This is a genomic window from Crossiella sp. S99.2 (genome assembly GCF_023094165.1).
Classification (GTDB): Bacteria; Actinomycetota; Actinomycetes; order Mycobacteriales; family Pseudonocardiaceae; genus Crossiella.
The window spans coordinates 144,525-168,869 of sequence record NZ_JALMDK010000008.1 but is presented as its reverse complement, the minus strand read 5'-3'; the positions used below and the strand labels follow the sequence as shown (position 1 = coordinate 168,869).

Sequence of the window (24,345 nt, the reverse complement as noted above, 5' to 3'; positions counted from 1 at the left end):
CTATCCCGCCACCATGCCGTCCCAGGCGCGCAGCGTCAGCTCCACCACTCGCTCCAGCTGCGCCCGGGACGCCCCACCCGCCGCCTGCACCGACACCCCGAACGCGAGCGCGCCAACATAACGAGCCAGGTCAGCCGGATCCACAGTGGACGGCAACTCCCCTGCCCGCCGAGCCCGCCGGAACCGCTCCCGCAGCGCGAGTTCCCCATCCCGCCGCCACACCGCCAGCTCCTCCCGGATCTCCGCATTCTCCGGCCCGGACACCAGCGCGCCTTGCACCCCAAGGCATCCCCGTGGGCAGCCCTTGGTCGTGGTCACGGTGACCGCGCCGCGCAGGAACACCTCGACCGCTTCCCGCGCGGTGGGCTGCGCCAACGCCTCGCTCATATGCGTGGCGTAGTGCGTGGAGTAGTGCGCCAGCGCCCGGCGGAACAGCTCGGCCTTGTTGCCATAGGCGGCGTACAGGCTGGGCCGGTTGACTCCGACCGCCTCGGTCAGGTCGGTCAGCGCCGCGCCCGCGTACCCCTGCCGCCAGAACACCCGCAGCGCCGCATCCAGCCCAGCGTCCATGTCGAACTCCCGCGGCCTACCAGCAGGCATCCCACACCTCCGCCACCGTAACGGCTACCACTCGGTACAGAATAAGCTTGACAGCACCCGCCCGCCAGCCGTAAATCTGTACCGACCGATAAATAATCGTGGTTGAGGAGCAGGTCATGGCACAGCAGCTCGCCGGTCGGGTCGCGCTGGTGACGGGTGGATCACGCGGAATCGGCGCCGGGGTGGCGATCCGGCTGGCCAGGGAGGGTGCGGCGGTCGCGCTGACCTACGCCAACTCACCGGACCGCGCGGCCGAGGTGGTGCGGACCATTACCGAGGCGGGCGGGCGCGCGATCGCGATCAAAGCGGATTCCGCTTCAGAAGCCGAGGTGACCGCCTCCGTGGCCCAGACCGTGGCCGAGTTTGGCGGGCTGGACATCCTGGTCAACAACGCCGGCGGCGGCCGCTGGGCCACGGTCGACCAGGCCACCCTGGCCGACTTCGACCAGACCTTCGCGGTCAACGTGCGCGCGGTGTTCGTCGCGGTCCAGGCGGCCCTGCCACACCTGCGCGACGGCGGCCGGATCATCACCATCGGCAGCATCAACGGCGACCGCATGCCGGTGCCGGGCGGCGCGATCTACGCCGCCACCAAGGCCGCCCTGGACGGTCTCACCAAGGGCTTCGCCCGCGATCTCGGCCCGCGCGGGATCACCGTGACCAATGTGCAGCCCGGCCCGGTGGACACCGAACTCAACCCGGCCGACGGCCCGATCGCGGACACGATGCGCGCGCTGATGGCGTTGCCGCGCTACGGCACCGTCGAGGAGGTGGCCAGTTTCGTGGCCTACCTGGCCGGCCCGGAGTCCAGTTTCATCACCGGGACCAGCCTGGACATCGACGGCGGCTTCGGCGCCTGAGCACACCGGCTCGATCCGGGTGTTCCGCTCAGGCCGCGCGGTCGCACAGGCACTGCACACAGGACTCGGCGAACACCCGGATCGCCTCCCGGTCATCCTCACTCCGCCAGATCACCGCCAGCTCGGCGGGCGGCAGACCGGTGACCGGGCGGCAGATCACGTCAGGTCGTTGGTACAGCTCGACATTGCCCGCGGCGAGCAGACTCACCCCAAGCCCAGCGGCCACCGCCTCGAAGCTTTCCTCCGCGGTCGCGGCCTCCACCCCGATCCGCGCCGGGGTGTCCCGATACTCGGTGGCCAGCCAGAAGTCCCGCTGTAGCCCCGCGTTCGCGGGCAGCGCGACGAACGGCTCCCCGGCGAGTTCGGCGAAGGACACCGTGTCCGAAGTGGACAGTCGGTGCCCGACGGGCAGCGCCGCCCACAGCGGTTCGGTGCTCACCACCTTCCAGGACAGTCCGGCCTGTGCGGGCACCGGCAGCCAGCTGATCGCCACATCCGTCTGCCCGTCGAGCAGCCCGGCGGCCGGGTCGGTCCAGCTGACCTGCCGGAAACTCAGTCGCCACTGCGGCAGCACCGCACCCAGCCGGGCGGTCACGGCGGGGATCAGCCCGCGCCCGATCCGGGTCTGGAAACCCACGGTGAGCACGGTGTCACAACAGGAAGCCACCTCGCCGACCTGCCGCCGCGCCTGTTCCCAGCGCTCCAGCAGCTCCCTGGCCAGCGGCAGCAACGCGGCCCCGGCGGGGGTGAGCGCCACGGTGCGCCGGTCCCGGTCGAACAGCTCGGTGCGCAGCTGGGTCTCCAGCTGGCGGATCTGGCGGCTCAGCGTGGGCTGGGCGATGAACAGCCGGTCGCTGGCCGCCCTGGTGAAGCTCAGCTCCTCGGCCACAACTACGCACTTCTTACAGCACTCAGCAACCACGCGCTGAGCTGCGCAAACACGTCGGACGTCGACAGTAGTGCCACGGAAGATCATCTACTGTCGGCTTGACGTGCCGCGCGCCGTTCTGGAAGGCCGCCAGGGTTGTACGCTGGTCAGACGCAGATCAACTCTGACATCAGTGGGGGATCGCGAGATGACTTCTCCGGGCCTACAGCGAGGTGTCCCAAGCCGTGCGGCCAGCGACCGCCGTCGTTGTTCTGGCTGCGGATCAGTTCTCGCGGCCGACAACAACGCGCGCATGTGCAGTAGGTGCCACAGGGACCAACGCGATCAGCTTTGTACGCCACCGATTCTCAGGGACGAATTTTTCGAGACTGAAGACTTCCGAGCAGCTTTCGAGAGTCGACACATGGGCAGGGTATTTAGGTCGTACCGCTATCACCCTCACCATCTCCAGATGTTCGGCAAGGCGCTTAACCAGGAACTTCTGGGACGCTGGCTCGGCATGACACAGGCGCAGATTAGCAAGATCGAAAACGGCAAGCCAGAGCAAAATCTCGAAATCCTCCAGAATTTCGCCAAGATTCTGCATCTTCCGCAGCGTCTGCTGTGGTTCGATCTTCCAGGGCAAAGCCGACTGGAACCACCACGCGCGACCCACGACGAACTGATTACGCCAGCACCCAGGGACGGCTCTGTAGTCGCGTCCACTGGGATGGACACGTTCGGATTGATAACACTAGGCACACATCACAATATACTCGTTCCGTCAGCAAATAACCATGGGAGAATGCCCATGAGAGCTGAGCTACTGGCGCACTACGAATCCCTGACCAAAAACTATCGACAGATTGACTATCAGGCCGGTGCCCGCGCGGTCTATGGCGACACTATTACCCATCTAAACCGCCTGATGACAGTATCTGATCAAGTGTCGTCCGAGTTGTACGGGCCGTATATAGCCTTGCTGGGCGACACGGCACAACTAGCGGCTTGGCTTGCGATTGACGGTCAGGACTATACGGCGGCCCGACATTTCTGCTCAATTGCACTATCGAGCGCCGAAGAGGCCGAAGATCCGACTTTGCATTCTTACGTACTCGGCGTGATGAGTTACATTCACCTTCATGCCCAACGGGGAAGTGAAGCAATACGACTGCTTGACTGTGCACTGAGGATTGCTAATACGCCACGCTTCGACGTTAATCCGGCGGTTCGATCCTGGCTTTACGAAGCGTTGGCCGAAGCCCATGCTTTTGCTGGCGACCAAAAAGCAGGCGCGAAAGCACTCATGGAATCGGAACGGCTATTTGATGCCGTACAATCGGATAGCGTGCCGCAGTGGCTTGGCTTCTATAACAGCCCAGAGCATGCTACTCGACTTAAAGGCCGCTGCCTACTCCGCCTTGGCGATTCCTCAGCCGCGATTACCGCTCTTGAATCGGCATGCGAAATGCTTCCGGAGCAGTACGTACGAGAACGTTCCGGCACGCTTATCGACCTGGCTGCGGCTCACCTTCTGGACTCCGGCAAGTCACCTGCGCCCGAACCTGAGGCAGCCGCTGACACCGCCCATGAAGCCTGGCGGCTAGCGACTCTGACCGATTCGAGGCGGAATCAGCGCCGCATACGCGAACTACTACCGGCTTTCAAGCCATACGCTAACCTGGAGATCGTCCAATCCCTAACCGATAAGGTGCAATAGGCCGGACCATGCGCAACGTTGATTGCAGCACCACATGAACCGCTGGGTATGGCCTGGAATTGGCGCGCTGGCTTTACTGTGGGGCGGAGCATATCTGGTTATTGACGTGGCACTACGCGGATTTCCTCCCGTATTGGTGGTCTTGATTCGGGTAGCACTGGCGGCGTTGTTTCTGCTTCCTTTTGCACTGAAACAAGGAGTGTTGCCAGCACTCAAGAAGCAGCCCGGATGGGTGCTGCTAACCGTGCTACTGCAAGCCACGGCACCGATGCTACTGCTTACAATCGGCCAGCATTGGCTGTCGCCCGGGTTGGCAGGCATAATCATTGGCTCACAGCCGCTTTTCGTCGCCGTATTGGCCATGAAATTTGCACCGAACGAGCGACCTCAAGGATTGCTTGGTTTACTCGGCTTGCTGCTCGGTTTCGCTGGCTTGGTACTCTTGTTCGGAATAGACCTGACTGGCGGCATGCAGGCTCTACTTGGCGGGATATTGCTTGTCCTGTCGGCATTGTGCTACGCATGTGGAGCACTCCTGATTCACAAGAAGCTCACTTTCGCCGAGCCATTAGGTATCGCAACCGTTGCCATGCTGGTGTCTGTAGTCGTTCTACTCATCCCGGGCCTACTCGCACTCCCGGACGCCAAGCCGACGTCAGCCAGCATTGCCGCGCTTATCTCTTTGGGCATCGTGTTTACCGGCGTAACACTGACCTTGAACTACTCCCTGATCAGGCACGCCGGACCAGCTCGGGCAACATTGGCTTTCTACCTGTCGCCTGGCGTCGCAGTGATACTGAGCTGGTTGCTACTCGGTGAGCATGTCTCATGGAGCACCACTATCGGACTAGTGGCCATTGTGGCTGGATCGGCATTGGCTGCCAATCGGACACGGGCCGAATAGGTGCGGCACACAGGGACTCAGGCCAGGGACGCGGCAGGGAGACAGGGACTTTTCCCTGCCCCCTCCCTGACCCAAAGTCCCTGGGCTAACCAGCCCAAACACGGTTCAGGGACCCTCCGGGGCACAGTCTCAGAACCTCGCTGAGCCCCCTCACATCGCAGGTTCCGCCAGCATGACGCGGGTCCCTCCCTGCCCTTGCGGCCCTCACACGCTCACATGCCGCTGACCTGCGGCTAGTCCCGTGCAGGATGCGTTATTCCGAAGTTGGCATAGCCGCTGCGACAGGTTGGGGTCTTACTTAAGGGACGGCTCGCAATCCTGCGCGTCGCAACCAAGAGCAAAGGACCCCAACAGCAATGAGAAACATCGTCTCCAACCGGTCGGCCGTGAACGCGGCCGGAGTGACCGCTAACCGACGCATGGCACCCGGCGCGTACCCGAAGGTCACCACGGGCGTTCACCGGGCCTGTGGCGTGATCGCCGACGGGGGTGGTGGTCACGGCCGCTAACCCACCACCGGACACCGCTCACACACCAGGGAACCGAGGAAGCAGCGATGATCACCAGGCCGGAGTTCTGGCACCTGATCAGGAGGACCCACGGCGGCACAAGGGACGGTCGACCTCCGCCCGGATCGCTTGTGAGAGCCACGATTCACACGGAACGACCGTCCAGGGTGGACAGTCGCAATGCGACACGGTCCGAGTGCCGCTCCCCCGCCAGGGCGACGCCTGGCGGGCCGCCACCGTGGAACGGCCTCAGACGGCCGGAGAGAGCACGAACAGGCGTCGGCGCGCCGGTTCCCCGGTCGGCACCGCAACGGGCCCTCAGGCGCGCCCTGGGCGTGCTGGCGTGCCGACGCCTGAGGAGTGGGCGCGCGAACAGTTGAAGAACGCGCCGCCACGGTCCGCAGCGTGGGCGCGTGCCGTGGCGGCCATTTACGGTTTGGACAGCCCACAGGAGCGATAGACTCAACCGAATAGCAAAAGAGGCCCTGGCAATCAGCCAGGGCCTCTTCACTATGGCTATGCGGCGCGGGGACTCGGACGGGGAGGGGCGGGAGGGGCGGGGAGTTCTCCCCGCCGAGTCCCCGCCGCAGCCTCCACAGTCTGACCAGCGTGAACATGGGTTGGGGAGGCAAAGCCGGGCAACTGGAACGGCACCGGAACACCCCAGGGAACGCGGTATGCCGACCCAACCACGATGGGGCTTTATGTGTCTTGGCGAAATACAGGCGTGAGTTGGTCTGGGTGAAATCGGACGCCCTTGCCCGCAGACTGGATCACGACGGCGGTCAGGCTCTTGGCGATTGCAGCCTGTTTCTGTTCCATCGTGAATTCCGGGTTCTCCCACTCCTTGGCCAGGTCGGCTACGAAGCTTCGACGTGCGTCCTGTCGCGCGTTGTACCGGTGTTGTTCGCGGCGGAGTTCCGCTACTTTGGCTTCCATGCGCGCAAGGCTGGGGAAATGAAGCTCTGCGGAGTACTCGCCCGCCTCGTACTTGCGAATGGACTCCTCAATTCGAGCAATGTAGCCCGCCAGTTCTTTCTCTTTCGGCCACGGCGGCAGTTCCTCCACTTTGCGTGACTCGATTCTTTGCTGGTCTGCGATGACCAGTGCCTTAATGTATTCATCGATCGGTTCGGCCACGCGCGCAATCCCGCCGCAACCCCCGGCCCCTTTGGCCTGACACCGGTAGACCGCAACTAGTTTCTTGGTGCGCGGGTCGCGACGGGTTGCGCCGATCATTCGGGCGTTGCATTTGCCGCACCGCACGAACGGCGACAACAGGTAGATAGTGCGGTAGCCGCGACCCTTAGCACCCAACCGTGATTGTTCGCCCCGTGCCGCAGGCGACCACGCCCGCTTGACAGCCTCGTACTGTTCTTCGGTGAGAATCGGTTCCCATTGCCCGCGCACCGGCTGGCCATTCTCATCCCTCAGCGCCTCACCATGATGGGTGACGAATCCGCAGATACGCGGCCGGAAAAACATGCCGCGAATAGTGCCCGCAAGCCACGGCACGCCGGTGACCGTCTTAATCCCGCGCTTGTTCCATTGCTTCGCCAGGTTCAGAGGACTGACACCCGCAAGAATACGCGGAACCGCCTCTACGATATGCGCTGACTCTCGCTTGTTCAGGGTTATACGGTCCTTGCGCCATCCGAACGGGCGCAGTCGGCCGCCATGATTCTTGCCCGCGTACGCGGCCCGCCGCTTTCCGTCCACTACGCGCCGCGAGGTGTTCCGGGACTCGGAATTGCGCTGGTTGACTAGGCTGCGCGCGGAATCGATACCCGCATCCGACGACAGATCAATGTTCCCGGTCATGCTGACGACATACACGCCGTACAACTCGACCACGTCGATCAGGTCTTCCAGAATGCGCGGGTCACGCGTCGCGCGGTCAATGTCCACAACCGCGAGTGCGTTACATTCACCGCGACGCAACGCCGTCAGAATCGCTTCCCAATCAGGCCGGACCACCCGATAGCCGAACGTGCCATCCGGCAACTTGACGCGCTTTCGCCTGAATGAGGAAACATTCGGTTCAGGTACTTCACGCTCGATTCGCCCGCCAATGCCTTTGACGAACTTACGGAGATCATCCAACTGGTGATCGACTTGACCCGCGTCGTCGGCACCGCGTCCGGCCGGTACCTTGGACTCGCGGGCCGAGAGTGCCCAAACTAGCTGGTCAGGGTCCCGCTCGATCAGCGTCCGACCCCGTTCCCGACGTGGCGGCGTGGTAGTCATAGACCGAAGTATGCAGTAGGAGATCCGTAGCTACCGCCACGAAGTAGCGCAGATCCCGCAGGTGAGGCTCCATAGCAACAGGCTATAACAACAGGTCTTGGACGCGGGGCCGAATCGGCCAGACGATGGCGGCATGGATCTGAGCGTGCAGGGGCTGAACCTGCGACACACGGTGGACCCCGAGCAGACCACCCGGCTGGCCCGGCTGGCCGAGGACCTGGGTATGCGCGGCTGGTGGGCCAGCGAGCACGTGGTGCTGCCCAGCCCGGCCCCCGCGGACACCCCGATGAACCCCCTGGAACCGATCCTGGACCCGTTGGTGCACCTGAGTTTCGTCGCCGCGGTCACCCAGCGCCTCGAACTGGGCACCGCGATCATCATTCTGCCGCAACGCAATCCCGTGGTGCTGGCCAAGCAGGTGGCCAGCCTGGACCATCTCAGCCGGGGCCGGTTCACCCTGGGCGTCGGCGCGGGCTACCTGGAACCGGAAATGACCGCGGTGGGCGTGCCGATGTCCGAACGCGGCGCGCGCACCGACGAGTACCTGGACGCGATGAACGCGTTGTGGCGGCAGGACGCGCCGTCCTTCGACGGGAAGTTCGCCCGGTTCGCCAACGTGGACGCGCACCCGAAACCGGCCGACCAGCGGATCGTGGTCGGCGGCCACAGCCCGGCGGCCTACCGGCGCGCGGTCTCCCGCGGCCACGGCTGGTACGGAGTGGCCGGCAACGCCGAGGATCTGCACCGCAGCCTGGCCGGGCTACGCAAGGCCGCCGACCAGGTAGACCGCCCGGAACGCCTGGGCCGCCTGCGCATCCACCTGGTCCAGTCCCCCACCCCGCCGACCCAGGCCGACGCGGAGGAGTACCGCGAACTCGGCGTGGACGAACTGGTGCTGTTCCCGACCTACGACACCGGCCCGGACGAGATCGCCCGCGAGCTGGAGACCTTCGTCAAACTCGGCTAACACGCCGAGTTGGCCCAAGTCGTACGCCCAGTTGGCCCAGTTGGGTGTCCCGGTTGGGCCAACTCGACGGCCGGCCTCGGTCTACCGCGTCCGCAAGGTCTGCAGCACCGCGGTCAGCACGAGGTCGACCTCCTCGGCGGCCACGGTCTGCGGGTTCAGCGCGATCGCGTCCGCGCCGAGCACGCCGACCGCGACCCTGGGTTCCCCGGCCAGCAAGGCGGCCACCACCCGATCCCGGTCCGGTCCGATGTGGACGATCGCCCGGGAGTGCGGCTGCCCGGCTTCGCTGGGATAGCCGCGCTCTAGGCGTACCCCGGGCACCGCGGCCAGTCCGGTCAGCCACCGGTCCACCGCCGCCTCGTACCCGGCCAGCACCGCGGTCTCGTCCTGGGCCAGGTTCCATTCCACCGCGGCGAGCAGGCCGAGCAGTTCCTCCTTGCCCACCTTCATGCCGCGCCCGACCCCGTGGTTCGGCGAGCCGTGCACCCGGCAGCCCTCGATCAGCGATCGCCTGCCCAGCACCAGCCCGGAGGACTGCGGTCCGCGCAATCCCTTGCCACCACTGACAACCACGGCCGCCGCGCCGAGTTCCACCGTGTGCCGCCACAGAGTGCTGATCGGCGGGATCTGCGCGGCCGCGTCCACGATCACCGGCACCCCGGTGGCCACCACCTCGGCCAGCTCCGGCGCGCCCTCGGCGAAACGCGGGCCCGCGTACCACAGCACCGCCGCGGTACGCGGCCCGATCTCGGTGGTCAGTTTCGCCCCGGTGAGCCGGGCCGCCTCCTCATATCCCTTGCGCTGCGCGGCGAACACCACCACCTCGTCCCTGGGCAGCCCTCGGGTGTCCGGCAGCCGCGCCGCCAGCTCCGGGTCGGCGCCGGCCAGGCAGGCGGCCACCGCGTGCACGGTGCCCGCCCAGGCGCCGCAGGTCACGTACCCGGCTTCGTTGCCGGTCAGCTCGGCCAGCCGGTCGCCGACCGCGCGGTGCAGTTCGGCCAGGTCCACGAACTCCCGCCCCGCCGCCACCATCGCCGCGGCCACCGGGGGCGCCAGCACCGAGCCGCCGAGCCTGGTCAGGGTGGAGTCGGCGTTGATCACCGGCCGGATGCCGAGATCCTGGTAGGTCATCGGGGCACCAGGCCGAACTTGCTCATCGGGGCCACGCCGAGTTGGCCGGCCAGCCAGGTGTCCAGAGTCGCGTCGTCCTCGGCGTCCCGGTGGCTGAGCTGGAGATCGCGGCCCACCCGCAGAGTGGCGGCGGTGATCGACTCGGCATGCCGGTCCGGGTCGAAGAGGGACCTGGTGTGCTGGATGCGGTCGGTGTGCTCCGGGTAGGCGTGTAGCCGGTCGGCGATCTCCTGCTCGACCTCCGGCGGCCCGGAGCTGCGCACCGCGGCGAAGCCGGGGCGGCGGGCGGCGGTGAGCAGGGCCAGGTCATCGCCGGTGACCGCGGTCCTGGCCGGGTCGACCTCCGGGCAGGAGCGCAGGAATTCCGCGCCGCGCAGGCAATCGGCGACTATTCCTCGGTACACATAGGACAGTGGATCCTCGATGCCGAGGGTGGCCAGTCCGGGATAGCCGGCCTGGAAGGGCACGTCGGCGAGGCGCTGGCCACGGTGCATCACGGTGAAAGTCAGGTAGCGCAGCCGGTCCCGGTAGTGCGGGGGCTGGTTGACACTGCCGTAGCGCGGGGTCTCCAGCACCGCGGGGAACGGCCCGGCGCCGGTGGGAATGCTGAGGAAGCCGAAGATGCGGTACGGACCGATGCTGGTGAGGTGCACGTCGTAGGCGGTGAAGTCCACTGTGGACCTGGCAGGGACCTCGGTGAGCACCGGTCCGGCCGGGACCGCGGCCAGCTCCTCGTCCACGGCCCGCCAGTACTGGTCGAACTCACTCATCGCACCGCCTCCGGGGTCAGGTGTCCGGCCAGGAACGCCTCGATCTTGGGTTGCACCCAGTGCAGGCCGGCGTGGTGCGCGCAGCCCGCGTAGGTGTCCAGGACCTTGTCCCCGCCGAGTTCGCGGAACACGGCGAATCCGGTCTCCGGCGGGCACACATCGTCCTCCAGGCCGAGGTACACATAGGACGGCGCCCGCACCAGCGGCGCGAAGTTCATGCCGTCGTAGTAGGCCACCGACTGCTGGATCGCCTCGGCGTGCTCCGGGTGCACCCGCAGGTACTCGGTGATCTCCTCGTACGGATAGGAATGGGTGAGCTTGGTAGAGGCCCAGATCCCGCACAGGTACGGCGCCCCGGCGGCGAAGCAGCGGACCAGGTCCGGGCGCAGTGCGGCGCTGACGATGCCGAGTCCGCCGCCCTGACTGGAGCCCTGCACACCGATCCGCTGCTCGTCGACCTCGGGCCGGGCGGCGAGCACGTCCAGGGCGCGGATCACATCGGCGTAGAAGCCGCGGTAGCCGTAGGTGTGGTGGTCGACGATGTTGTGCGTGAGCAGGCCGGGGTAGCCGGGGTTGAACACCGCGTTGGAGCGGAGTTTCCCGCGTGGGGCCACCGAGAGGGTGGCGTAGCCCAGCTCGGCCCAGTACCGGGGCACGTCGGGTTCGCTGATATAGCCCGGAATCGTGACCAGGCCGGGGAAAACGCGGCCTTCGCCGCGGGGCACCGCGTACCAGGCGGCGATCTCGACGTCCTGGTAGCTGGTGTAGCGCAGGTCGAACACGGCCACCGTGTCGGTGGACAGGGTGGGCAGGTAGGCCAGGGCGGCGTCGGGTTCGGGCAGACCGTCCAGGGTCTGCGCCCAGAACTCGGTGAAGTCCGGCGGCCGGGGCACGGTGAGCACCGCGGTGGCGGGGTCGCGGGTGGCGGTCACGGTCGTCCTCTCGTCAGGGCGCGGCCGTCCGCGGCCGCGAACAGGTGGATCTGGGCCGGGTCGAGTCCGATGTGGACAAAGCTGTCCTGGCTGAGCAGGAACGGGGACGGCACCCTGGCCTTGACCAGGGCGTCGCCGACGTCGACGGTGACCAGCACGTCGGAGCCGAGCAGTTCGGCCACGAACACCCGGCCGGGCAGGTAACCGGGCCGGGGCATATCCGCGATCCGCACGTGCTCGGGCCGGATGCCCAGCTCCACCTCGCCGGTGGGCACGTCGGCGGCGGCCGGGGGCAGGTCGAGCACCACTCCCCCGCCGCGGAACCGGCGCACCCCGTCCTCGTCGCGGATCTCACCGGGCAGCAGGTTCATCGGCGGGCTGCCCATGAACGCGGCCACGAACCGGTTGGCCGGCCGCTGGTAGATCTCCTCGGGTGGCGCGCACTGCTGGAGTTTCCCGTCGGACATCACCGCGATCCGGTCGGACATGGTCATCGCCTCGACCTGGTCGTGGGTGACGTAGATGAAGGTGCGGGACAGGTCGGCGTGCAGGCGTTTGATCTCCGCGCGCATGTGCACCCGCAGCTGGACGTCCAGATTGGACAGTGGCTCGTCGAGCAGGTAGGCGCCCGCATCGCGGACGATGGCCCGGCCCAAGGCCACGCGTTGGCGTTGGCCGCCGGAGAGTTCGCGGGGTTTGCGGTCGAGCAGGTCGGTGATGCCCAGGGCTTCAGCGGCGGTGCGCACCTTCTCCGCGATTTCCGGTTTGGGCACCCGCATCATCTTCAGCGCGAACCCGATGTTCTGCGCGACCGTCCGATGTGGATAGAGCGCGTAGCTTTGGAACACCATGGCCACATCGCGTTTGTTCGCGGGCAGATAGCCCACCGGCTGCTCGTCGAAGAAGATTTCCCCGCCGCTGGGCCGTTCCAGGCCGCAGATCATCCGCAGCGTGGTGGATTTGCCGCAGCCGGACGGGCCGACCAGGGTCAGGAACTCCCGGTCCCGCACGGTGAGGGTGAGATCCTCGACCGCGGTGGCGCGGCCGAATTCCTTGCGCACCCGTTCCAGGCGTACCTCGGCCATCGGCCCTCCCTATCCCTTGACCGAACCGGCGGCCATACCGGTCACGATGAGCCGTTGGAAGATGAGCACCAGCACCAAAGGCGGCAGCACGGCGAGCACGCCGGAGGCGGCCATCACGGTGAACTGGGTGTTGATGTCAGTGGCGAAGTTGGCCGCGATCACCGGCATGGTCTTGGCCGCGGTGGTGCTGGTGAGGAACAGCGCGAACATGAACTCGTTCCAGGCGGTCATGAAGGAGAACACGGCGGCGGCGACCAGTCCGGGCGCGGAGATCGGCAACACCACCGAGAACATGGTGCGGAACCAGCCGCACCGGTCGACCCGGGCCGCGTCCTCCAGTTCCCGTGGCACCGCGCGGAAGAAGTCCTTGAGCACCCAGATGGTCACCGGCAGCGCGAAGGTGGTGTAGGACAGGATCAGCGCCCAGTAGGTGTCGAGCAGGTCGAGCTGCCGCATCAGCAGGTAGAACGGCACGATGATGGCCACCCCCGGCACCATCCTGGTGACCAGGTACAGGATGAGCAGCACCCGGCTGCCGCGGAAGTTGAGCCGGGAGAAGGAGTAGGCGGCGAACACCGCGAGCAGCAGGTTGAGCAGCGCGGTCAGCGTGGCCACCAGGAGGCTGTTGCCCAGTGCGAACGGGGTTTCCTTCACTGCCCGCCCGCCGACCAGGGCCTGGGCGGCGGTGGGGTCGACGAAGGCGCGGTAGTTCTCCAGGGTCGGCTGATCCGGGATCCACTGCGGTGGCAGCGAATTCGCGTCGGCCTCGGTCATGAAGCTCATCGCGACGATCCAGTAGAACGGCAGTACGAGGTAGGCGGCGAAGACCAGGGCCAGCACCGAGACCAGGATCTTCTTCCACGGGATGCGGTAGCGCAGTGGGATCGTGGTCATACCTCGAAGCTCCCTCGCCGGTAGAGCAGCCCGACATAGCCGACCGAGACCACCATGGTGATCAGCGTGATCACCCACGCGTAGGCGCTGCCGAGTCCGACGTCGGTGTAGCTCAGCACCCGTTGCACGGTCAGCAAAGCAACGGTGCCGGTGGCGTCGCCGGGGCCGCCGCCGGTGAGCACGTAAATGGTGTCGAAGGCCCGGAAGGCGTTCATCGTCTCCAGGATCAGCACGATCAGCAGCGGGTGCAGCAGCCAGGGCAGGGTGACCTCGCGGAAGCGTTGCCAGGGCCCGGCCCGGTCCACGGTGGCCGCGTCGTACAGCTCGCCGGGGATGGTGGACAGCCCGGCCAGGAGGATGATCACCGCGAACGGCAGGGTGTTCCAGACCTGGGCGAAGGCGGTGAGCAGGAACGCGCCGGTGGCCGAGGACAGCCAGGCCTGGTACTCGTCAATCCAGCCGAGATCGGTGAGCAATCCGTTGAGCGCGCCGGTTTTCGCGTCGAACACGGTGCGCCACATGAGTCCGTTGACCACGCCGGGCATCGCCCAGGGCAGCAGCACCAGGCTGCGCAGCACCCCACGGCCGAAGAAGGTCTCGTTGAGCACCAGGGCCATGGACAGGCCGAGCAGCACAGTGGCGCCGACCACGGTGAGCACGAACAACGCGGACACACCCAGCGAACGCAGGAACGCGGGATCGTCCACTAAGGACAGATAGTTGTCCAGGCCGATGAACTTGCGCACCGCGGGCTGGGCCAGGTTGTCCCGGTGCAGGCTCACCCAGAACGAGTAGCCGATCGGATAGGCCACCAGCAGCAGCAGGGCGAGCAGCGCGGGCGCGTTCATCGCGTAGCCGCGGGCGGTGTCGCTCCAGGGTTTGCGGGTCTTGGCGGGGGCGGTCACGAGTACCTCCGGGCGAGCAGCTCGGCGCTGCGGTCCAGGGCGGCGGCGGCCCCGGCGGCGTCGGTCTGGTCGGTGAGCAGGCGCTGCACGGTTTTCTGCAGGCCGTGCTCGTATTCGGCGTACCAGGGCACAGCTAGGACGTTGCGGGCCTTGGCCATCCCGGCCAGCTCGGAGTAGACGGCCGGGTCGGTGAACTTGGCCAGCGCGCTGGTGATCTCCGGATCCCGTTCCAGGGCCGGGAAAGCGAAGCCCAGTCCGCGTTTGAGAAACCAGAACCGGGCGGTGAGCGGGCTGCCCCGTTCGTCGTAGCCGCCGAGGTAGCGCAGCAGCCGGAACGCCTGGTCCTTGACCTGGGTGTGCGCGGCCAGGCAGTACATCCGGGTATTGCCCGCGGTGCCCAGTCGCCGCCCGTCCAGGCTGGGCACGTAGCCGAGTTTCACTCGTCCGGCGACCTTGGACCGGGCCGGGTCGTTGAAGGCGCGGGCGGCGTAGCGGGCGCCGATGGTGAAGGCGTACTGCCCGGCCATGAACGCGTTATCCAGGGGCACCGGGGTTTGCTGCAGTGAGGCAGGGTCGATCACCTTGGTGACGGTGGCCGCCCGCCGCACCCAGGCCAGCACGTCCCGGACCGCGGGGTCGTTGCCGGCGTTGGGGCGCAGGTCGTCGGTGAACAGCGCGCCGCCGCTGCCGTAGAGCACGGTCCAGATCCAGCCGGACCAGGTGTCGGAGAGCTGGGCCGGGAAACCAATGGGATAGCGCAGGATCCCGGCCTCTTTGATGCGCAGCGCCTGCGCCTCCAGCTCGTCCAGGCTGGCCGGTGGGGTGCTGATCCCGGCCTTGCCGAGCAGTTCGGCGTTGTACAGCAGTCCGTGGCAGTCGGTGTAGTACGGCAGCCCGTACCGTTTTCCCTGGTACGTCATGGCTTTCGCGTTGGACTCGTACAGTCCTTTGTAGACTTCATCCACCCCGGGCAGGTCGTCGATCGGTTGCAGGTAGCCGGCCTGCGCCCAGCTGGCCAGGGAATCGTCGTAGCAGTACAGCGCGTCCGGCCCGTTGTCGCCGGTGAACTCGGCGACCACCTTGCGCACGTACTGGGCGCTGGTGATCGGGGTGTACTCGATCCGCAGGTCCGGGTTGGCCTGGCCGAAGCTGTCCAGGTTCTGCTGCACCAGGGTGGCCTCGTAGTCCCAGCCCTCGAACCAGACCGCGCCGGTGCGCTGACCGCTCCGGCCGCAAGCGGCGAGCACGGGTAGCGCGGCGGCCGCGGTGAGCAGGGTGCGGCGGGACAGGCCCATCACGATTCCCTTCCCGTGACCGCCTGGACCGCGTCGCCGATCGCCAGCCGGTACAGCCGGGTCGGGCGGCCCTTGCGGTGGTTCTGCGCGGTGCCGTCCGCCCGCACCAGGCCGCCGGCGATGAGCTTGCGGATCAGCCTGCGCCCGCTGGGATCGGTGATGCCGAGGGAGTCGGCCAGGTCGCTGGGCGCGATCGCCTTGCCGTGCAAGGTCTTCTCCAGCGCGGCCAGCCGGGACAGGGTCACCGTGCTCAGGCCGGCACCGCGCGCCAGGGTTTCCAGTTCGGCGGTGTGCGCGCGGTAGGCGAAGGTCAGCGCGGGCTGCGCCCGGCCCATCGGGCCGATGATCACCCCGCTGTCGTCGATGAGGTAGCCGCAGGAAACACCCTCGGCCTCGGCGCGGGCGGCGGCGCGTTCGGCCAGCAGCACGCAGTTGCGGGCCGAGGCGCCCACGCCGAACCCGGCGACCACCCGGGAGCCGAGCGCGGCCTCGGCGTGCCCGAGCACCGGCACCGACACCCAGTGGTCGGTGATCCGCTCGAACAGGGCGTGCTGGGCGAAGACCACCACGCCGCGCCGGTCCCGGTTCTCGATCCACGCGTCGGCGAACTCGCTGGTCTGCACCAGCAGGTTCAGCAACCGCACTCTGGTCCGGTCCAGGTCCACCGCACCGTCCCTTGTGGACAGTAAGAAGACCCCGGCGGCGAACCGCTGCGCACTGGCCCGCTGGGATTCGATCCGCAGCACCAGCTCGTGCAGCTGGGCGCGCACGGTGGAGACCACCTGCTCGGTGGTAACCAGGCGGCCCGCGCCGAGTTCCCTGGCCACCGCGGTGCGCATGGTCAGCGCGCACCCGCCGGGCTCGCGAGCCAGGAACTCCCGGTGGAAGGCCACGATCTCCGCCGGCGACTGCTCCGGCGCGTACGGCAGCACCGCGATCCGGGCGCGATCCGCGCCGAGCGCCGCGGCGACCTCGTCCACGATCCCGGTCTCGAAGGTGTCGATGCTGACCGGCTGCGCGGCCCAGCCCCTGGCCAGCACCCGGCAGAACATCAGCGACAGGTCCAGCGCGACCGGTTTGGTGACGGTGACCTGCAGGTCCGGCGGCAGCAGATCCCGGCATTCGGCATAGGGCATCAGACCGAGCAGCAACCCGTCGAGGTGTTGCCGCGCAAGCAGTCGCGCCACCGCGGGCCGGATCTGCTCCTCGCGTTCGTAGGTCACCCACTCCAGGCGCACCCCGGCCAGGGTGCGCGCGGCCTCCTGGAAGGTCGCCAGCCCCTGGGCGTGGAAAACCAGTCCCAGCACCGTTTCCATGACCACCTCGCCGCCGGTGTTCCGCACCAGGTTCGCAAATGGTTCGTTTGTCGCGGTGCCCGAAAGCTAGCGCGCGGGGCGGGTACGTCGACAGCGCCGATCGTCGGGTTCGCCACCCGATCGATTGATCATCGGGGACTGGGCGGGCCGATTTCCGGTTCCGGCCTTACCTTCCGGGCATGTTGCTCACTGTGCTCGCGCAAGACAATCCCGAGGACATGCTGACCCGGATCGCCGGGGTCCTCTTCGGCGTCGCCGGCGGGATCATCGGGATCCTGTACCTGCTGCTGTTCCTGTTCGCGCTGATCTCGATCCTGCGCAGCCAGCGGCTCACCGGCGGCGGCAAGTTCCTGTGGATCGTGGTCGCGCTGGCCTACCCGTTCCTGGGCAGCCTGGGCTGGTTCATCTTCGGCAAATCGGCCCAGCTGGTGAAACAGGGCACCTACACCGGCTAACGACGTGAGCGGCGGGGAGTGAGCCGGACGGTCGGCAGCACCGGCGCCGGGATCCGCTCCCCGTTGTGCGCGGGAATCACCCCGAACCGCACCGGATCCGGGGCCTCCCAGGCTTCCCGGGCCGCGGCGATGTCCTCGTGCGTGCGGCCGACGAAGTTCCACCACATCACCAGGTCGTCCGGGAACGGCTCGCCGCCCAGCAACACCAGGCGAGCCCCGTCCGCACTGCCGATCTCCAGCTTGGCGCGGTCCAGCCCGAGGTAGAGCAACGGCCCGGCCGCCAGCTCCACCCCGTCGATGGTCACGGATCCGTCGATCACCAGCACCGCGTGCTCGAAGTCCGGCCGCAGCGGCAGCGCACCGCCACCCGGTTCGAGGGTCACCTCCGCCCCGACCAGCGGCGTGTAGGTGGTCGCGGGCGAGACGGTCTCGCCCAGCGCGCCCATGAACACCACGGCCGATACCCCGTCGCCGGTGTATCGCGGCAACTGGACGTGCTGCTCGAAGTGTGGTGCCACATCGGCTTTGCCGGCGGGCAGCGCGACCCACAGCTGCAACGCGTGCAGCACCGAGTCGGCGCCGACGGAGAACTCCGAGTGCGCGATCCCGTGCCCCGCGGTCATCAGGTTCAGCTGCCCCGGCCGCAGCACCGCGTCCGAGCCGACGGTGTCCCGGTGCCGGATCTCCCCGGCCAGCGGCCAGGTGACGGTCTGCAGCCCGATGTGCGGATGCGGCAGCACGGACATGTCCAGGCGCTGCGGCCCGAACTCATCGAGAAAGCACCAGGCGCCCACGGTGGGCCGGGCCCGTTGCGGCAGCAGCCGTTGCACCCGCATCGCGCGCAGCCCGCCGAGCGGGACCTCGCGTGGTTCCAGGAGTTCGGTGACCGCGCCCGGTCCGGCGCCGGCGTGGCAGGGGGTGACCGCGGGGGTGGTGTCGAGGTTGCTCATCACGCCTGCTCCGGCCAGGCCACCCGGCCGGCGAAGTCGGGGTGGCGGGTCAGGTAGCGGGCGATGAACGGGCACAGCGGCACGATCTCCAGGTCCCGCCCTGCGGTGTCGGCCAAGGCGTCCGCGGCCAGCACGCCACCGAGTCCACGGCCGCCGAACTCCTCGAACACCTCGGTGTGGGTGAAGTAGGCGCGGCCGTCCCGCAGCTGGTACTCGGCGAACCCGGCGAGCACGCCGTCCACGGTCACCTCGTACCGGTTCGCCTGCTCGTTCCGCGTCACCTGGACGTCCTGCTCAGCCATGACCGCTCCGATCGCCGGGTCACCCCCGACGCTAATCAGCTCTGGTTTCCATGTCAACCACATCGCTATAGTGGGTGCCATGGCAGGCGAGCAATGGCTGGACGAGCGGCAGCATCAGGCGTGGCGGGGCTTCCTGGCCATGCAGTCCCGGCTGCTCTCCCACCTGGCCCGCGAGCTGCAACGGCAGAGCGGCCTGTCCGACGCCGACTACGCGGTGCTGGTCGGCCTGTCCGAGGCCCCGGACGGCAGGCTGCGGCTGCACGAACTCGGCGCCGAACTCCAGTGGCAGAAAAGCAGGCTGTCCAAGCAGATCACCCGCATGCAGGACCGCGGTCTGGTGCAACGCGAGGAGTGCCCGACCGACGGCCGGGGCGCCTTCGCCACCCTGACCGGCCAGGGGCGCGCCACCATCGAGGCGGCCGCGCCCCTGCACGTCGACCAGGTCCGCCGGTACTTCGCGGACGTGCTGACCCCGGCCCAGCTGACCGCGCTGACCGAGATCACCGGCACCGTGCTCGACCACCTGTCGGCAGCCGAGCCCCCGCAGCAGTGACCGAGTGGCTCAGCCGAGTTCGGCGAGTTTCGGCGCCAGCGGGACGCAGCGCCGCTCGATCCACTCCGCCGGGCTGCCCTCGCCCGGCGGCACCAGGATCACCGTGCTGATGCCCAGTGCGGCGTACTCGGCCAGTTCGCGGGTGGTCTGGTCCAGATCGCCACTGTCCAGGGCCGCGCTGCGGTAGAGCAGGGTGCGCTGAACCTCGGCCGGGTCGCGGCCCAGGTCGGCGCAGTGCGCGTCCAGCACGCCCAGCTTGTGTTTGACCCCCTCCACCCCGATGGCGAACAGGTTGCAGGCGTCGGCGTACTGGGCGACCAGCCGCAACGTCTTGCGCTCACCGCCACCGCCGATCAGGATGCGCGGCCGTGGCGAACTGACCGCGGGCGGCGAGTTCAGCGTCTCGGCGAGCTGGTAGTGCTTGCCCGCGTAGGCCCCGTTGCCGGCCGGATCCCACATCTGGCCGCAGATCTGGAGCGTCTCCTCCAGGCGCTCGAACCGCTCGGCCGTGGCCGGGTACGGCACGCCAAGGCCACGGTGTTCCCGGTCGTACCAGGCGGCGCCGATGCCGAGGAAGGCGCGGCCGCCGGAGAGCACGTCCAGGGTGGTGACGATCTTGGCCAGCAGCCCGGGGTGGCGGTAGGTGACGCCGGTGACCAGCAGCCCCAGCCGGGCCGCGCTGGTGTGCGCGGCCAGGAAGCCGAGGGTGGTGTAACCCTCCAGCATCGGATGTTCGGCCAGACCGTTCTGTTCCATCTGGAAGTAGTGGTCCATCACCGACAGCGTTTCCGCGCCGGCGGCCTCGACGGCACGCCCGGTAGCGGCCAGCTCGGCGGCCAGTCCGGCCGGGTCAGCGGGGTGGTTGAAGGTGGTGAGGTGGATGCCCAGTCGCATGCCCTCCGACGCTAGACCTTGGAGCACACTCCAGGTCAAGTCCACAATGGACTGTCAGCCAACCAACCATTCTGTTGACAAACCCACTACCCGCTGTTTCCCTGCCGGAATGGCTCGTGACGCGGAACAAACCAAACGTCGGCTGTTGGACGCGGCCATCGCCGAGTTCGCCGCCTACGGCATCGCCGGCGCCCGGGTGGACCGGATCGCGGAGCAGGCCAAGGCCAACAAGGCGATGATCTACTCCTACTTCGGCAACAAGGAGCAGCTCTTCGACGCCGCGTTCGACCTGCTGGTCAACGGCACCGTCAATGAGGTGCCGATCGACGCCGACGACCTGCCCGGCTACGCGGGACGGCTCTTCGACCGGTTCTGGCAGTCCCCCGAGGTGGTCCGGCTCTCCGCCTGGCACCGCCTGGAGCGCGGCGCGGACGGGCCGCTGCACGAGCGGGTGGCGCAGGCGCACCGGGACAAGATCGCCGCGATCGAGGCCGCGCAGGCGGACGGGCGGCTGCCGGGACACATCCCCGCGGCGGGCCTGCTGAGCCTGGTGCTGGTGCTCTCGACGATGTGGACGCCGGGTAACCCGGACGCGGCCTCGACCAAGTTCGTCACCACCAAGAAGGCCCGGCGAGAGACCGTCACCGAGGCGGTTCGCCAGATCGTGCGCACCTGATCGATTCGGGAACTTTCGCTATTCGGACACGCCTGCCACGCTGCTGGTTCAGGTAAGTGATCAAGCGCTAGTCCGAATGCGCAGGCGGGAGCATGCGAGAGCGCTTCCACCAAACTCTTGACACGGATGTAACCGGGCGGTCAGGATCGGCGCGGCTTTCCCAGGCCCGCGCCGTAACACTCCGCAACTTCCGCCTCAAGGGAACGGATCGTTCATGGCAAGAAGATCGTCGGTTGGCTCTCGCGCCTGTCGGATCGGGTTGGCCGTGCTGCTCGGGGTCAGCATGGCCGGCGGGATCGCCAGCGCCGCGCCGGAGCCGGACGTGACCGCAGCGGCCAAGCAGCCGGTGGTGGGCAAGCCCGATCTGGGCTGGGACGGCTGCGCCCGGATCCAGGACAAGCTGCCCGCCTTCGCCGACTGGCCCAAGGTCAAGAGCAACATCGGGCGCAACGCCGCGGACGAGCGGCGGATCGCCAAGATCCTCTCCGAGCTGACCCTGGCGGAGAAGGTCGGCCAGATGATCCAGCCGGAGATCGCCGCGATCACCCCGGCCGAGGTCAAGCAGTACGGCATCGGCACCGTGCTCAACGGCGGCGGTTCCTGGCCTGGCAAGAACAAGAAGGCCACCCCGCAGGACTGGCTGACCCTGGCCGACGCCTACTGGCAGGCGTCGAAGGAGTCCCGCACCCAGATCCCGGTGATCTGGGGCATCGACGCCGTGCACGGCAACAACAACGTCTTCGGCACCACCGTCTTCCCGCACAACATCGGCCTGGGCGCGGCGCAGGACCCGTGCCTGATCCGGGACATCGGCAAGGCCACCGCCGAGCAGGTGCGCGCCACCGGTCAGGACTGGGCGTTCGCGCCGACCCTCGCCGTGGTCAAGGACGACCGCTGGGGCCGCACCTACGAGGGCTTCTCCGAGGACCCGCGGATCACCCGCGCCTACGGCTACGAGGCCACCCGCGGCCTGCAGGGCAACAACCCGCGCGGCATCGGCTCCGACGGCGTGATCGCCACCGCCAAGCACTTCATGGGCGACGGCGGCACCACCAAGGGCAAGGACCAGGGCGTCAACGCCTCCTCCAAGGCCGACATGATCAACACCCACGGGCAGGGCTACTACGGCTCGCTGGCCGCGGGCGCGCAGAGCGTGATGATCTCGTTCAACAGCTGGACGAACGAGGAGCAGGGCATCAAGGAGGGCAAGCTCCACGGCTCCAAGCTGATGGTGGACGAGGTCCTCAAGAACAAGATGGGCTTCGACGGTCTGGTCGTCTCCGACTGGAACGGCCACGGCCAGGTCGACGGCTGCACCAACGCCAGCTGCGCGCGGGCGGTGAACGCGGGCATCGACGTGTTCATGGTGCCGCACGAGTGGAAAGCCTTCCTCACCAACACCATCGCCCAGGTCACCAGCGGCGAGATCCCGATGGCGCGGATCGACGACGCGGTCACCCGCATCCTGCGCGTGAAGCTGCGCTCCGGGCTGTTCGAGGCCAAGAAGCCCTCCGAGCGTGAGCACGCCGGCAAGGCGGATGCCCAGCGCGCCAAGGACATCGCCCGCGAGGCGGCGCGCAAGTCGCAGGTGCTGCTCAAGAACGACAAGCGGGTGCTGCCGCTCTCGCCGCGGTCCAAGGTCCTGGTGGTCGGCAAGAGCGCGGACAGCCTGCAGAACCAGACCGGCGGCTGGACGCTGACCTGGCAGGGCACCGGCAACACCAACGCCGACTTCCCCAACGGCACCACCATTCTCGGCGGTCTCCAGCAGGCCCTCGGCGAGGCGAATGTGACCTTCGCGGAGAAGGCCGAGAACGTCGACCCGGCGAAGTTCGACGCGGTGATCGCGGTCATCGGCGAGACCCCGTACGCCGAGGGCACCGGGGACATCGGCAAGCGTTCCCTGGAGGCGGCCAAGCTGTTCCCGGAGGACCTGGCCGTGCTGGACAAGGTCGCGGGCAAGGGCGCCCCGGTGGTGACGGTCTACGTCGCGGGCCGTCCGCTGCACGTGAACAAGGAGCTGAACCGCTCGGACGCGTTCGTGGCGGCCTGGCTGCCGGGCACCGAGGGCGCGGGCGTGGCGGACATGCTGGTGCGCGGCTGGCACACCGGATTCGGCTACCAGGGCAAGCTGTCCTACTCCTGGCCGAAGGCGGCCTGTCAGACGCCGCTCAACGCGGAGCAGAAGGACTACGACCCGCTGTTCAAGTACGGCTACGGCCTGCGGAACTGGGAGACCGGCAACGTCGGCAAGCTGGACGAGACCTCGCCGGAGAGCTGCTCCCCGCCCGGTGGCGGCACCGCGGATGAGGACCTGGAAGTGTTCGTGCGCAAGGACATCAAGCCGTTCAAGGGTTACATCGGGTCGCCGGAGAGCTGGGGCGGCACCGAGATCGGTCCCGACGGCACCGCCGCGCACGCCTCGATCAGTGTGGAGCCGACCGACGTCAGCGTGCAGGGCGACGGGCTCAAGACCACCTGGAACGGCACCGCGCCCGGTCAGCTGTACATGCAGGCCCCCGCTCCCGGCGAGGACCTGCGCGGCTACCAGAACGCCAACGGCGCGCTGGTCTTCGACGTGATCGTGGGCCAGGCCCCGGCCAACCGCACGGTGATCTCCACCCACTGCGGTTACCCGTGCCAGGGCGAGGTGGCGGCGACCAAGCTGTTCACCGACCTGCCGGTCGGGCAGAAGCAGACGGTGAAGATCCCGGTGTCCTGTTTCGCGGAGAAGGGCCTGGACCTGGAGGCGGTCAACACGCCGTTCCTGGTCTACACCGACGGCGCGTTCCAGGCCAGTTTCGCCAACGTGCGCTGGGTGCCCAAGGCAGCCGGTGATCCCGACGCGAAGAAGTGTTCCGATCTGACCTAGCCGCGGTCGAGTTGACCGGATTCCGCGCGTCTACCGACCGTTCGGTAGGCGCGCGGCCGGGTCAGCGAAGTCCGGTTCGGAAAACGGGGGTGCCCCGTCTGCGCGGGCGGCAGACGGGGCACCCCCGTGTCGAAGGGTCTTACTGTTCGGCGCGGATGTGCGCGGTGAGGCGGGTCAGCAACGCGGTCAGCCGGGCCACCTCGGCGCGTTCGCCGGGGGAGAGTTCCTCGATCGCGGCGGCCAGCCGGTCCGCGCGGCGGCGGCGTTCGGTGTCCAGGAGTTCCCGCCCGGCGGCGGTCAGGCGCAGCGGCACTTTGCGGCCGTCGGTGGCGTGCCTACCCGGTTCGATGAGTCCGGCGGCCACGAGTTCCTTGACCGCCTTGGCCGCGGACTGGTGCCGGATCTGACGTCGCCCGGCCAGTTCCGCGGTGGTCAGCGGGCCTTCCCGGTCCAGGTGCCCGAGCAGGGCCAGCTCGCCGGGTGGCATCAGCTGTCCGCCGCGCGCGGTGCGCACCAGGGCGCCGATCGCGGTGCGCAGCTCCTCCGCCAGCTCCCCGCTGTCCGTCATGCCCCGAATCCTAATCAGAAGTACAGCTCGGCTGTGGACTGTTCAGTTGGCCGGATTTTCAGTGCGCCCAGT

The 24,345-nt window shown here is 67.8% G+C and carries 23 protein-coding genes; 8 read left to right on the top strand and 15 right to left on the bottom strand.

What is annotated here, in order from left to right; translation table 11 throughout:
* Window positions 1-570 carry a TetR/AcrR family transcriptional regulator gene (locus MZC64_RS29285; protein WP_247762403.1) on the bottom strand — a complete coding sequence of 190 codons (570 nt, stop codon included), beginning with the start codon at window positions 568-570 and terminating at the stop codon, window positions 1-3.
* A 146-nt stretch (window positions 571-716) separates the two neighbouring features.
* Between MZC64_RS29285 and MZC64_RS29280 the strand changes: the two genes are divergently transcribed.
* Entirely contained in the window at window positions 717-1,460 is a 744-nt protein-coding gene (locus tag MZC64_RS29280; RefSeq protein ID WP_247762401.1) for a 3-oxoacyl-ACP reductase family protein, read from the top strand.
* Between the two features lie 28 nt (window positions 1,461-1,488).
* Here the strand turns inward: MZC64_RS29280 and MZC64_RS29275 are convergent, their stop codons facing one another.
* On the bottom strand, window positions 1,489-2,349 hold the full coding sequence (locus MZC64_RS29275) for a LysR family transcriptional regulator (RefSeq protein WP_247762399.1): 861 nt from the start codon (window positions 2,347-2,349) through the stop codon (window positions 1,489-1,491).
* A 451-nt stretch (window positions 2,350-2,800) separates the two neighbouring features.
* Between MZC64_RS29275 and MZC64_RS29270 the strand changes: the two genes are divergently transcribed.
* Window positions 2,801-4,048: a helix-turn-helix transcriptional regulator gene (locus tag MZC64_RS29270; RefSeq protein WP_247762397.1), complete on the top strand. Its 1,248-nt coding sequence runs from the start codon at window positions 2,801-2,803 to the stop codon at window positions 4,046-4,048.
* 34 nt (window positions 4,049-4,082) lie between these two features.
* Window positions 4,083-4,952, top strand: a complete 870-nt coding sequence (locus tag MZC64_RS29265; protein ID WP_247762396.1) for a DMT family transporter — start codon at window positions 4,083-4,085, stop codon at window positions 4,950-4,952.
* A gap of 1,211 nt (window positions 4,953-6,163) precedes the next feature.
* Here the strand turns inward: MZC64_RS29265 and MZC64_RS29260 are convergent.
* Window positions 6,164-7,708 (bottom strand): recombinase family protein, encoded by a 1,545-nt coding sequence (locus tag MZC64_RS29260; protein WP_247762395.1) that lies wholly within the window; start codon window positions 7,706-7,708, stop codon window positions 6,164-6,166.
* Window positions 7,709-7,841: 133 nt separating this feature from the next.
* Between MZC64_RS29260 and MZC64_RS29255 the strand changes: the two genes are divergently transcribed.
* On the top strand, window positions 7,842-8,675 hold the full coding sequence (locus tag MZC64_RS29255; protein WP_247762394.1) for an LLM class F420-dependent oxidoreductase: 834 nt from the start codon (window positions 7,842-7,844) through the stop codon (window positions 8,673-8,675).
* An 81-nt stretch (window positions 8,676-8,756) separates the two neighbouring features.
* Here MZC64_RS29255 and MZC64_RS29250 read toward each other — a convergent pair whose 3' ends face one another.
* Genes MZC64_RS29250 through MZC64_RS29215 form a run of 8 tightly spaced genes read right to left on the bottom strand, consistent with a single transcriptional unit; the run spans window position 8,757 to window position 17,003 of the window.
* On the bottom strand, window positions 8,757-9,806 hold the full coding sequence (locus MZC64_RS29250; protein ID WP_247762393.1) for a hypothetical protein: 1,050 nt from the start codon (window positions 9,804-9,806) through the stop codon (window positions 8,757-8,759).
* Entirely contained in the window at window positions 9,803-10,576 is a 774-nt protein-coding gene (locus MZC64_RS29245) for an acetylxylan esterase (protein ID WP_247762392.1), read from the bottom strand. Before MZC64_RS29245 ends, MZC64_RS29250 begins: the two co-directional genes overlap by 4 nt.
* Window positions 10,573-11,508, bottom strand: a complete 936-nt coding sequence (locus tag MZC64_RS29240; protein WP_247762390.1) for an acetylxylan esterase — start codon at window positions 11,506-11,508, stop codon at window positions 10,573-10,575. Before MZC64_RS29240 ends, MZC64_RS29245 begins: the two co-directional genes overlap by 4 nt.
* Complete coding sequence (locus MZC64_RS29235; protein WP_247762388.1) at window positions 11,505-12,593, bottom strand: ABC transporter ATP-binding protein; 1,089 nt, start codon at window positions 12,591-12,593, stop codon at window positions 11,505-11,507. Before MZC64_RS29235 ends, MZC64_RS29240 begins: the two co-directional genes overlap by 4 nt.
* 9 nt (window positions 12,594-12,602) lie before the next feature.
* Complete coding sequence (locus MZC64_RS29230) at window positions 12,603-13,487, bottom strand: carbohydrate ABC transporter permease (protein WP_247762387.1); 885 nt, start codon at window positions 13,485-13,487, stop codon at window positions 12,603-12,605.
* On the bottom strand, window positions 13,484-14,392 hold the full coding sequence (locus MZC64_RS29225; RefSeq protein WP_247762385.1) for a carbohydrate ABC transporter permease: 909 nt from the start codon (window positions 14,390-14,392) through the stop codon (window positions 13,484-13,486). Before MZC64_RS29225 ends, MZC64_RS29230 begins: the two co-directional genes overlap by 4 nt.
* On the bottom strand, window positions 14,389-15,687 hold the full coding sequence (locus MZC64_RS29220) for a sugar ABC transporter substrate-binding protein (protein WP_247762384.1): 1,299 nt from the start codon (window positions 15,685-15,687) through the stop codon (window positions 14,389-14,391). The genes MZC64_RS29225 and MZC64_RS29220 overlap by 4 nt, the downstream gene beginning before the upstream one ends.
* Window positions 15,687-17,003 (bottom strand): hypothetical protein, encoded by a 1,317-nt coding sequence (locus tag MZC64_RS29215; RefSeq protein WP_247762383.1) that lies wholly within the window; start codon window positions 17,001-17,003, stop codon window positions 15,687-15,689. Before MZC64_RS29215 ends, MZC64_RS29220 begins: the two co-directional genes overlap by 1 nt.
* A 179-nt stretch (window positions 17,004-17,182) precedes the next feature.
* Here MZC64_RS29215 and MZC64_RS29210 point away from each other — a divergent pair, with 179 nt between their 5' ends.
* Window positions 17,183-17,458: a PLDc N-terminal domain-containing protein gene (locus tag MZC64_RS29210; protein WP_247762382.1), complete on the top strand. Its 276-nt coding sequence runs from the start codon at window positions 17,183-17,185 to the stop codon at window positions 17,456-17,458.
* On the opposite strand, the gene MZC64_RS29205 is transcribed toward MZC64_RS29210, so the two are convergent.
* Entirely contained in the window at window positions 17,455-18,408 is a 954-nt protein-coding gene (locus MZC64_RS29205; protein WP_247762381.1) for a pirin family protein, read from the bottom strand. The two genes, MZC64_RS29210 and MZC64_RS29205, sit on opposite strands and share 4 nt — an antisense overlap.
* Window positions 18,408-18,710 carry a GNAT family N-acetyltransferase gene (locus MZC64_RS29200; RefSeq protein ID WP_247762380.1) on the bottom strand — a complete coding sequence of 101 codons (303 nt, stop codon included), beginning with the start codon at window positions 18,708-18,710 and terminating at the stop codon, window positions 18,408-18,410. Before MZC64_RS29200 ends, MZC64_RS29205 begins: the two co-directional genes overlap by 1 nt.
* Window positions 18,711-18,789: 79 nt before the next feature.
* On the opposite strand from MZC64_RS29200, the gene MZC64_RS29195 reads away from it, so the two are divergent.
* The gene (locus MZC64_RS29195) at window positions 18,790-19,263 is read left to right on the top strand and encodes a MarR family winged helix-turn-helix transcriptional regulator (RefSeq protein WP_247762379.1); all 474 of its coding nucleotides are present in this window, start codon (window positions 18,790-18,792) and stop codon (window positions 19,261-19,263) included.
* Between the two features lie 9 nt (window positions 19,264-19,272).
* On the opposite strand, the gene MZC64_RS29190 is transcribed toward MZC64_RS29195, so the two are convergent.
* Window positions 19,273-20,157 carry an LLM class F420-dependent oxidoreductase gene (locus MZC64_RS29190; RefSeq protein WP_247762378.1) on the bottom strand — a complete coding sequence of 295 codons (885 nt, stop codon included), beginning with the start codon at window positions 20,155-20,157 and terminating at the stop codon, window positions 19,273-19,275.
* 109 nt (window positions 20,158-20,266) lie between these two features.
* Between MZC64_RS29190 and MZC64_RS48125 the strand changes: the two genes are divergently transcribed.
* Window positions 20,267-20,833, top strand: a complete 567-nt coding sequence (locus tag MZC64_RS48125; protein WP_282106083.1) for a TetR/AcrR family transcriptional regulator — start codon at window positions 20,267-20,269, stop codon at window positions 20,831-20,833.
* 283 nt (window positions 20,834-21,116) lie between these two features.
* On the top strand, window positions 21,117-23,705 hold the full coding sequence (locus tag MZC64_RS29175) for an exo 1,3/1,4-beta-D-glucan glucohydrolase (RefSeq protein WP_247762824.1): 2,589 nt from the start codon (window positions 21,117-21,119) through the stop codon (window positions 23,703-23,705).
* A gap of 139 nt (window positions 23,706-23,844) precedes the next feature.
* Here the strand turns inward: MZC64_RS29175 and MZC64_RS29170 are convergent, their stop codons facing one another.
* Entirely contained in the window at window positions 23,845-24,273 is a 429-nt protein-coding gene (locus MZC64_RS29170; RefSeq protein ID WP_247762376.1) for a MarR family winged helix-turn-helix transcriptional regulator, read from the bottom strand.
* Window positions 24,274-24,345 lie beyond the last annotated feature (72 nt).

Excerpts from the sequence above, each read along its gene's own strand:
- MZC64_RS29265 (WP_247762396.1), top strand. The coding sequence starts at position 4,083 with ATGAACCGCTGGGTATGGCCTGGAATTGGCGCGCTGGCTTTACTGTGG.
- MZC64_RS29200 (WP_247762380.1), bottom strand. The coding sequence starts at position 18,710 with ATGGCTGAGCAGGACGTCCAGGTGACGCGGAACGAGCAGGCGAACCGG.
- MZC64_RS29195 (WP_247762379.1), top strand. The coding sequence starts at position 18,790 with ATGGCAGGCGAGCAATGGCTGGACGAGCGGCAGCATCAGGCGTGGCGG.
- MZC64_RS29280 (WP_247762401.1), top strand. The coding sequence starts at position 717 with ATGGCACAGCAGCTCGCCGGTCGGGTCGCGCTGGTGACGGGTGGATCA.
- MZC64_RS29230 (WP_247762387.1), bottom strand. The coding sequence starts at position 13,487 with ATGACCACGATCCCACTGCGCTACCGCATCCCGTGGAAGAAGATCCTG.
- MZC64_RS29220 (WP_247762384.1), bottom strand. The coding sequence starts at position 15,687 with ATGGGCCTGTCCCGCCGCACCCTGCTCACCGCGGCCGCCGCGCTACCC.
- MZC64_RS29190 (WP_247762378.1), bottom strand. The coding sequence starts at position 20,157 with ATGCGACTGGGCATCCACCTCACCACCTTCAACCACCCCGCTGACCCG.
- MZC64_RS29215 (WP_247762383.1), bottom strand. The coding sequence starts at position 17,003 with ATGGAAACGGTGCTGGGACTGGTTTTCCACGCCCAGGGGCTGGCGACC.
- MZC64_RS29210 (WP_247762382.1), top strand. The coding sequence starts at position 17,183 with ATGTTGCTCACTGTGCTCGCGCAAGACAATCCCGAGGACATGCTGACC.
- MZC64_RS48125 (WP_282106083.1), top strand. The coding sequence starts at position 20,267 with ATGGCTCGTGACGCGGAACAAACCAAACGTCGGCTGTTGGACGCGGCC.
- MZC64_RS29245 (WP_247762392.1), bottom strand. The coding sequence starts at position 10,576 with ATGAGTGAGTTCGACCAGTACTGGCGGGCCGTGGACGAGGAGCTGGCC.
- MZC64_RS29205 (WP_247762381.1), bottom strand. The coding sequence starts at position 18,408 with ATGAGCAACCTCGACACCACCCCCGCGGTCACCCCCTGCCACGCCGGC.
- MZC64_RS29175 (WP_247762824.1), top strand. The coding sequence starts at position 21,117 with ATGGCCGGCGGGATCGCCAGCGCCGCGCCGGAGCCGGACGTGACCGCA.
- MZC64_RS29235 (WP_247762388.1), bottom strand. The coding sequence starts at position 12,593 with ATGGCCGAGGTACGCCTGGAACGGGTGCGCAAGGAATTCGGCCGCGCC.
- MZC64_RS29285 (WP_247762403.1), bottom strand. The coding sequence starts at position 570 with ATGGACGCTGGGCTGGATGCGGCGCTGCGGGTGTTCTGGCGGCAGGGG.
- MZC64_RS29260 (WP_247762395.1), bottom strand. The coding sequence starts at position 7,708 with ATGACTACCACGCCGCCACGTCGGGAACGGGGTCGGACGCTGATCGAG.
- MZC64_RS29250 (WP_247762393.1), bottom strand. The coding sequence starts at position 9,806 with ATGACCTACCAGGATCTCGGCATCCGGCCGGTGATCAACGCCGACTCC.
- MZC64_RS29170 (WP_247762376.1), bottom strand. The coding sequence starts at position 24,273 with ATGACGGACAGCGGGGAGCTGGCGGAGGAGCTGCGCACCGCGATCGGC.
- MZC64_RS29270 (WP_247762397.1), top strand. The coding sequence starts at position 2,801 with ATGTTCGGCAAGGCGCTTAACCAGGAACTTCTGGGACGCTGGCTCGGC.
- MZC64_RS29255 (WP_247762394.1), top strand. The coding sequence starts at position 7,842 with ATGGATCTGAGCGTGCAGGGGCTGAACCTGCGACACACGGTGGACCCC.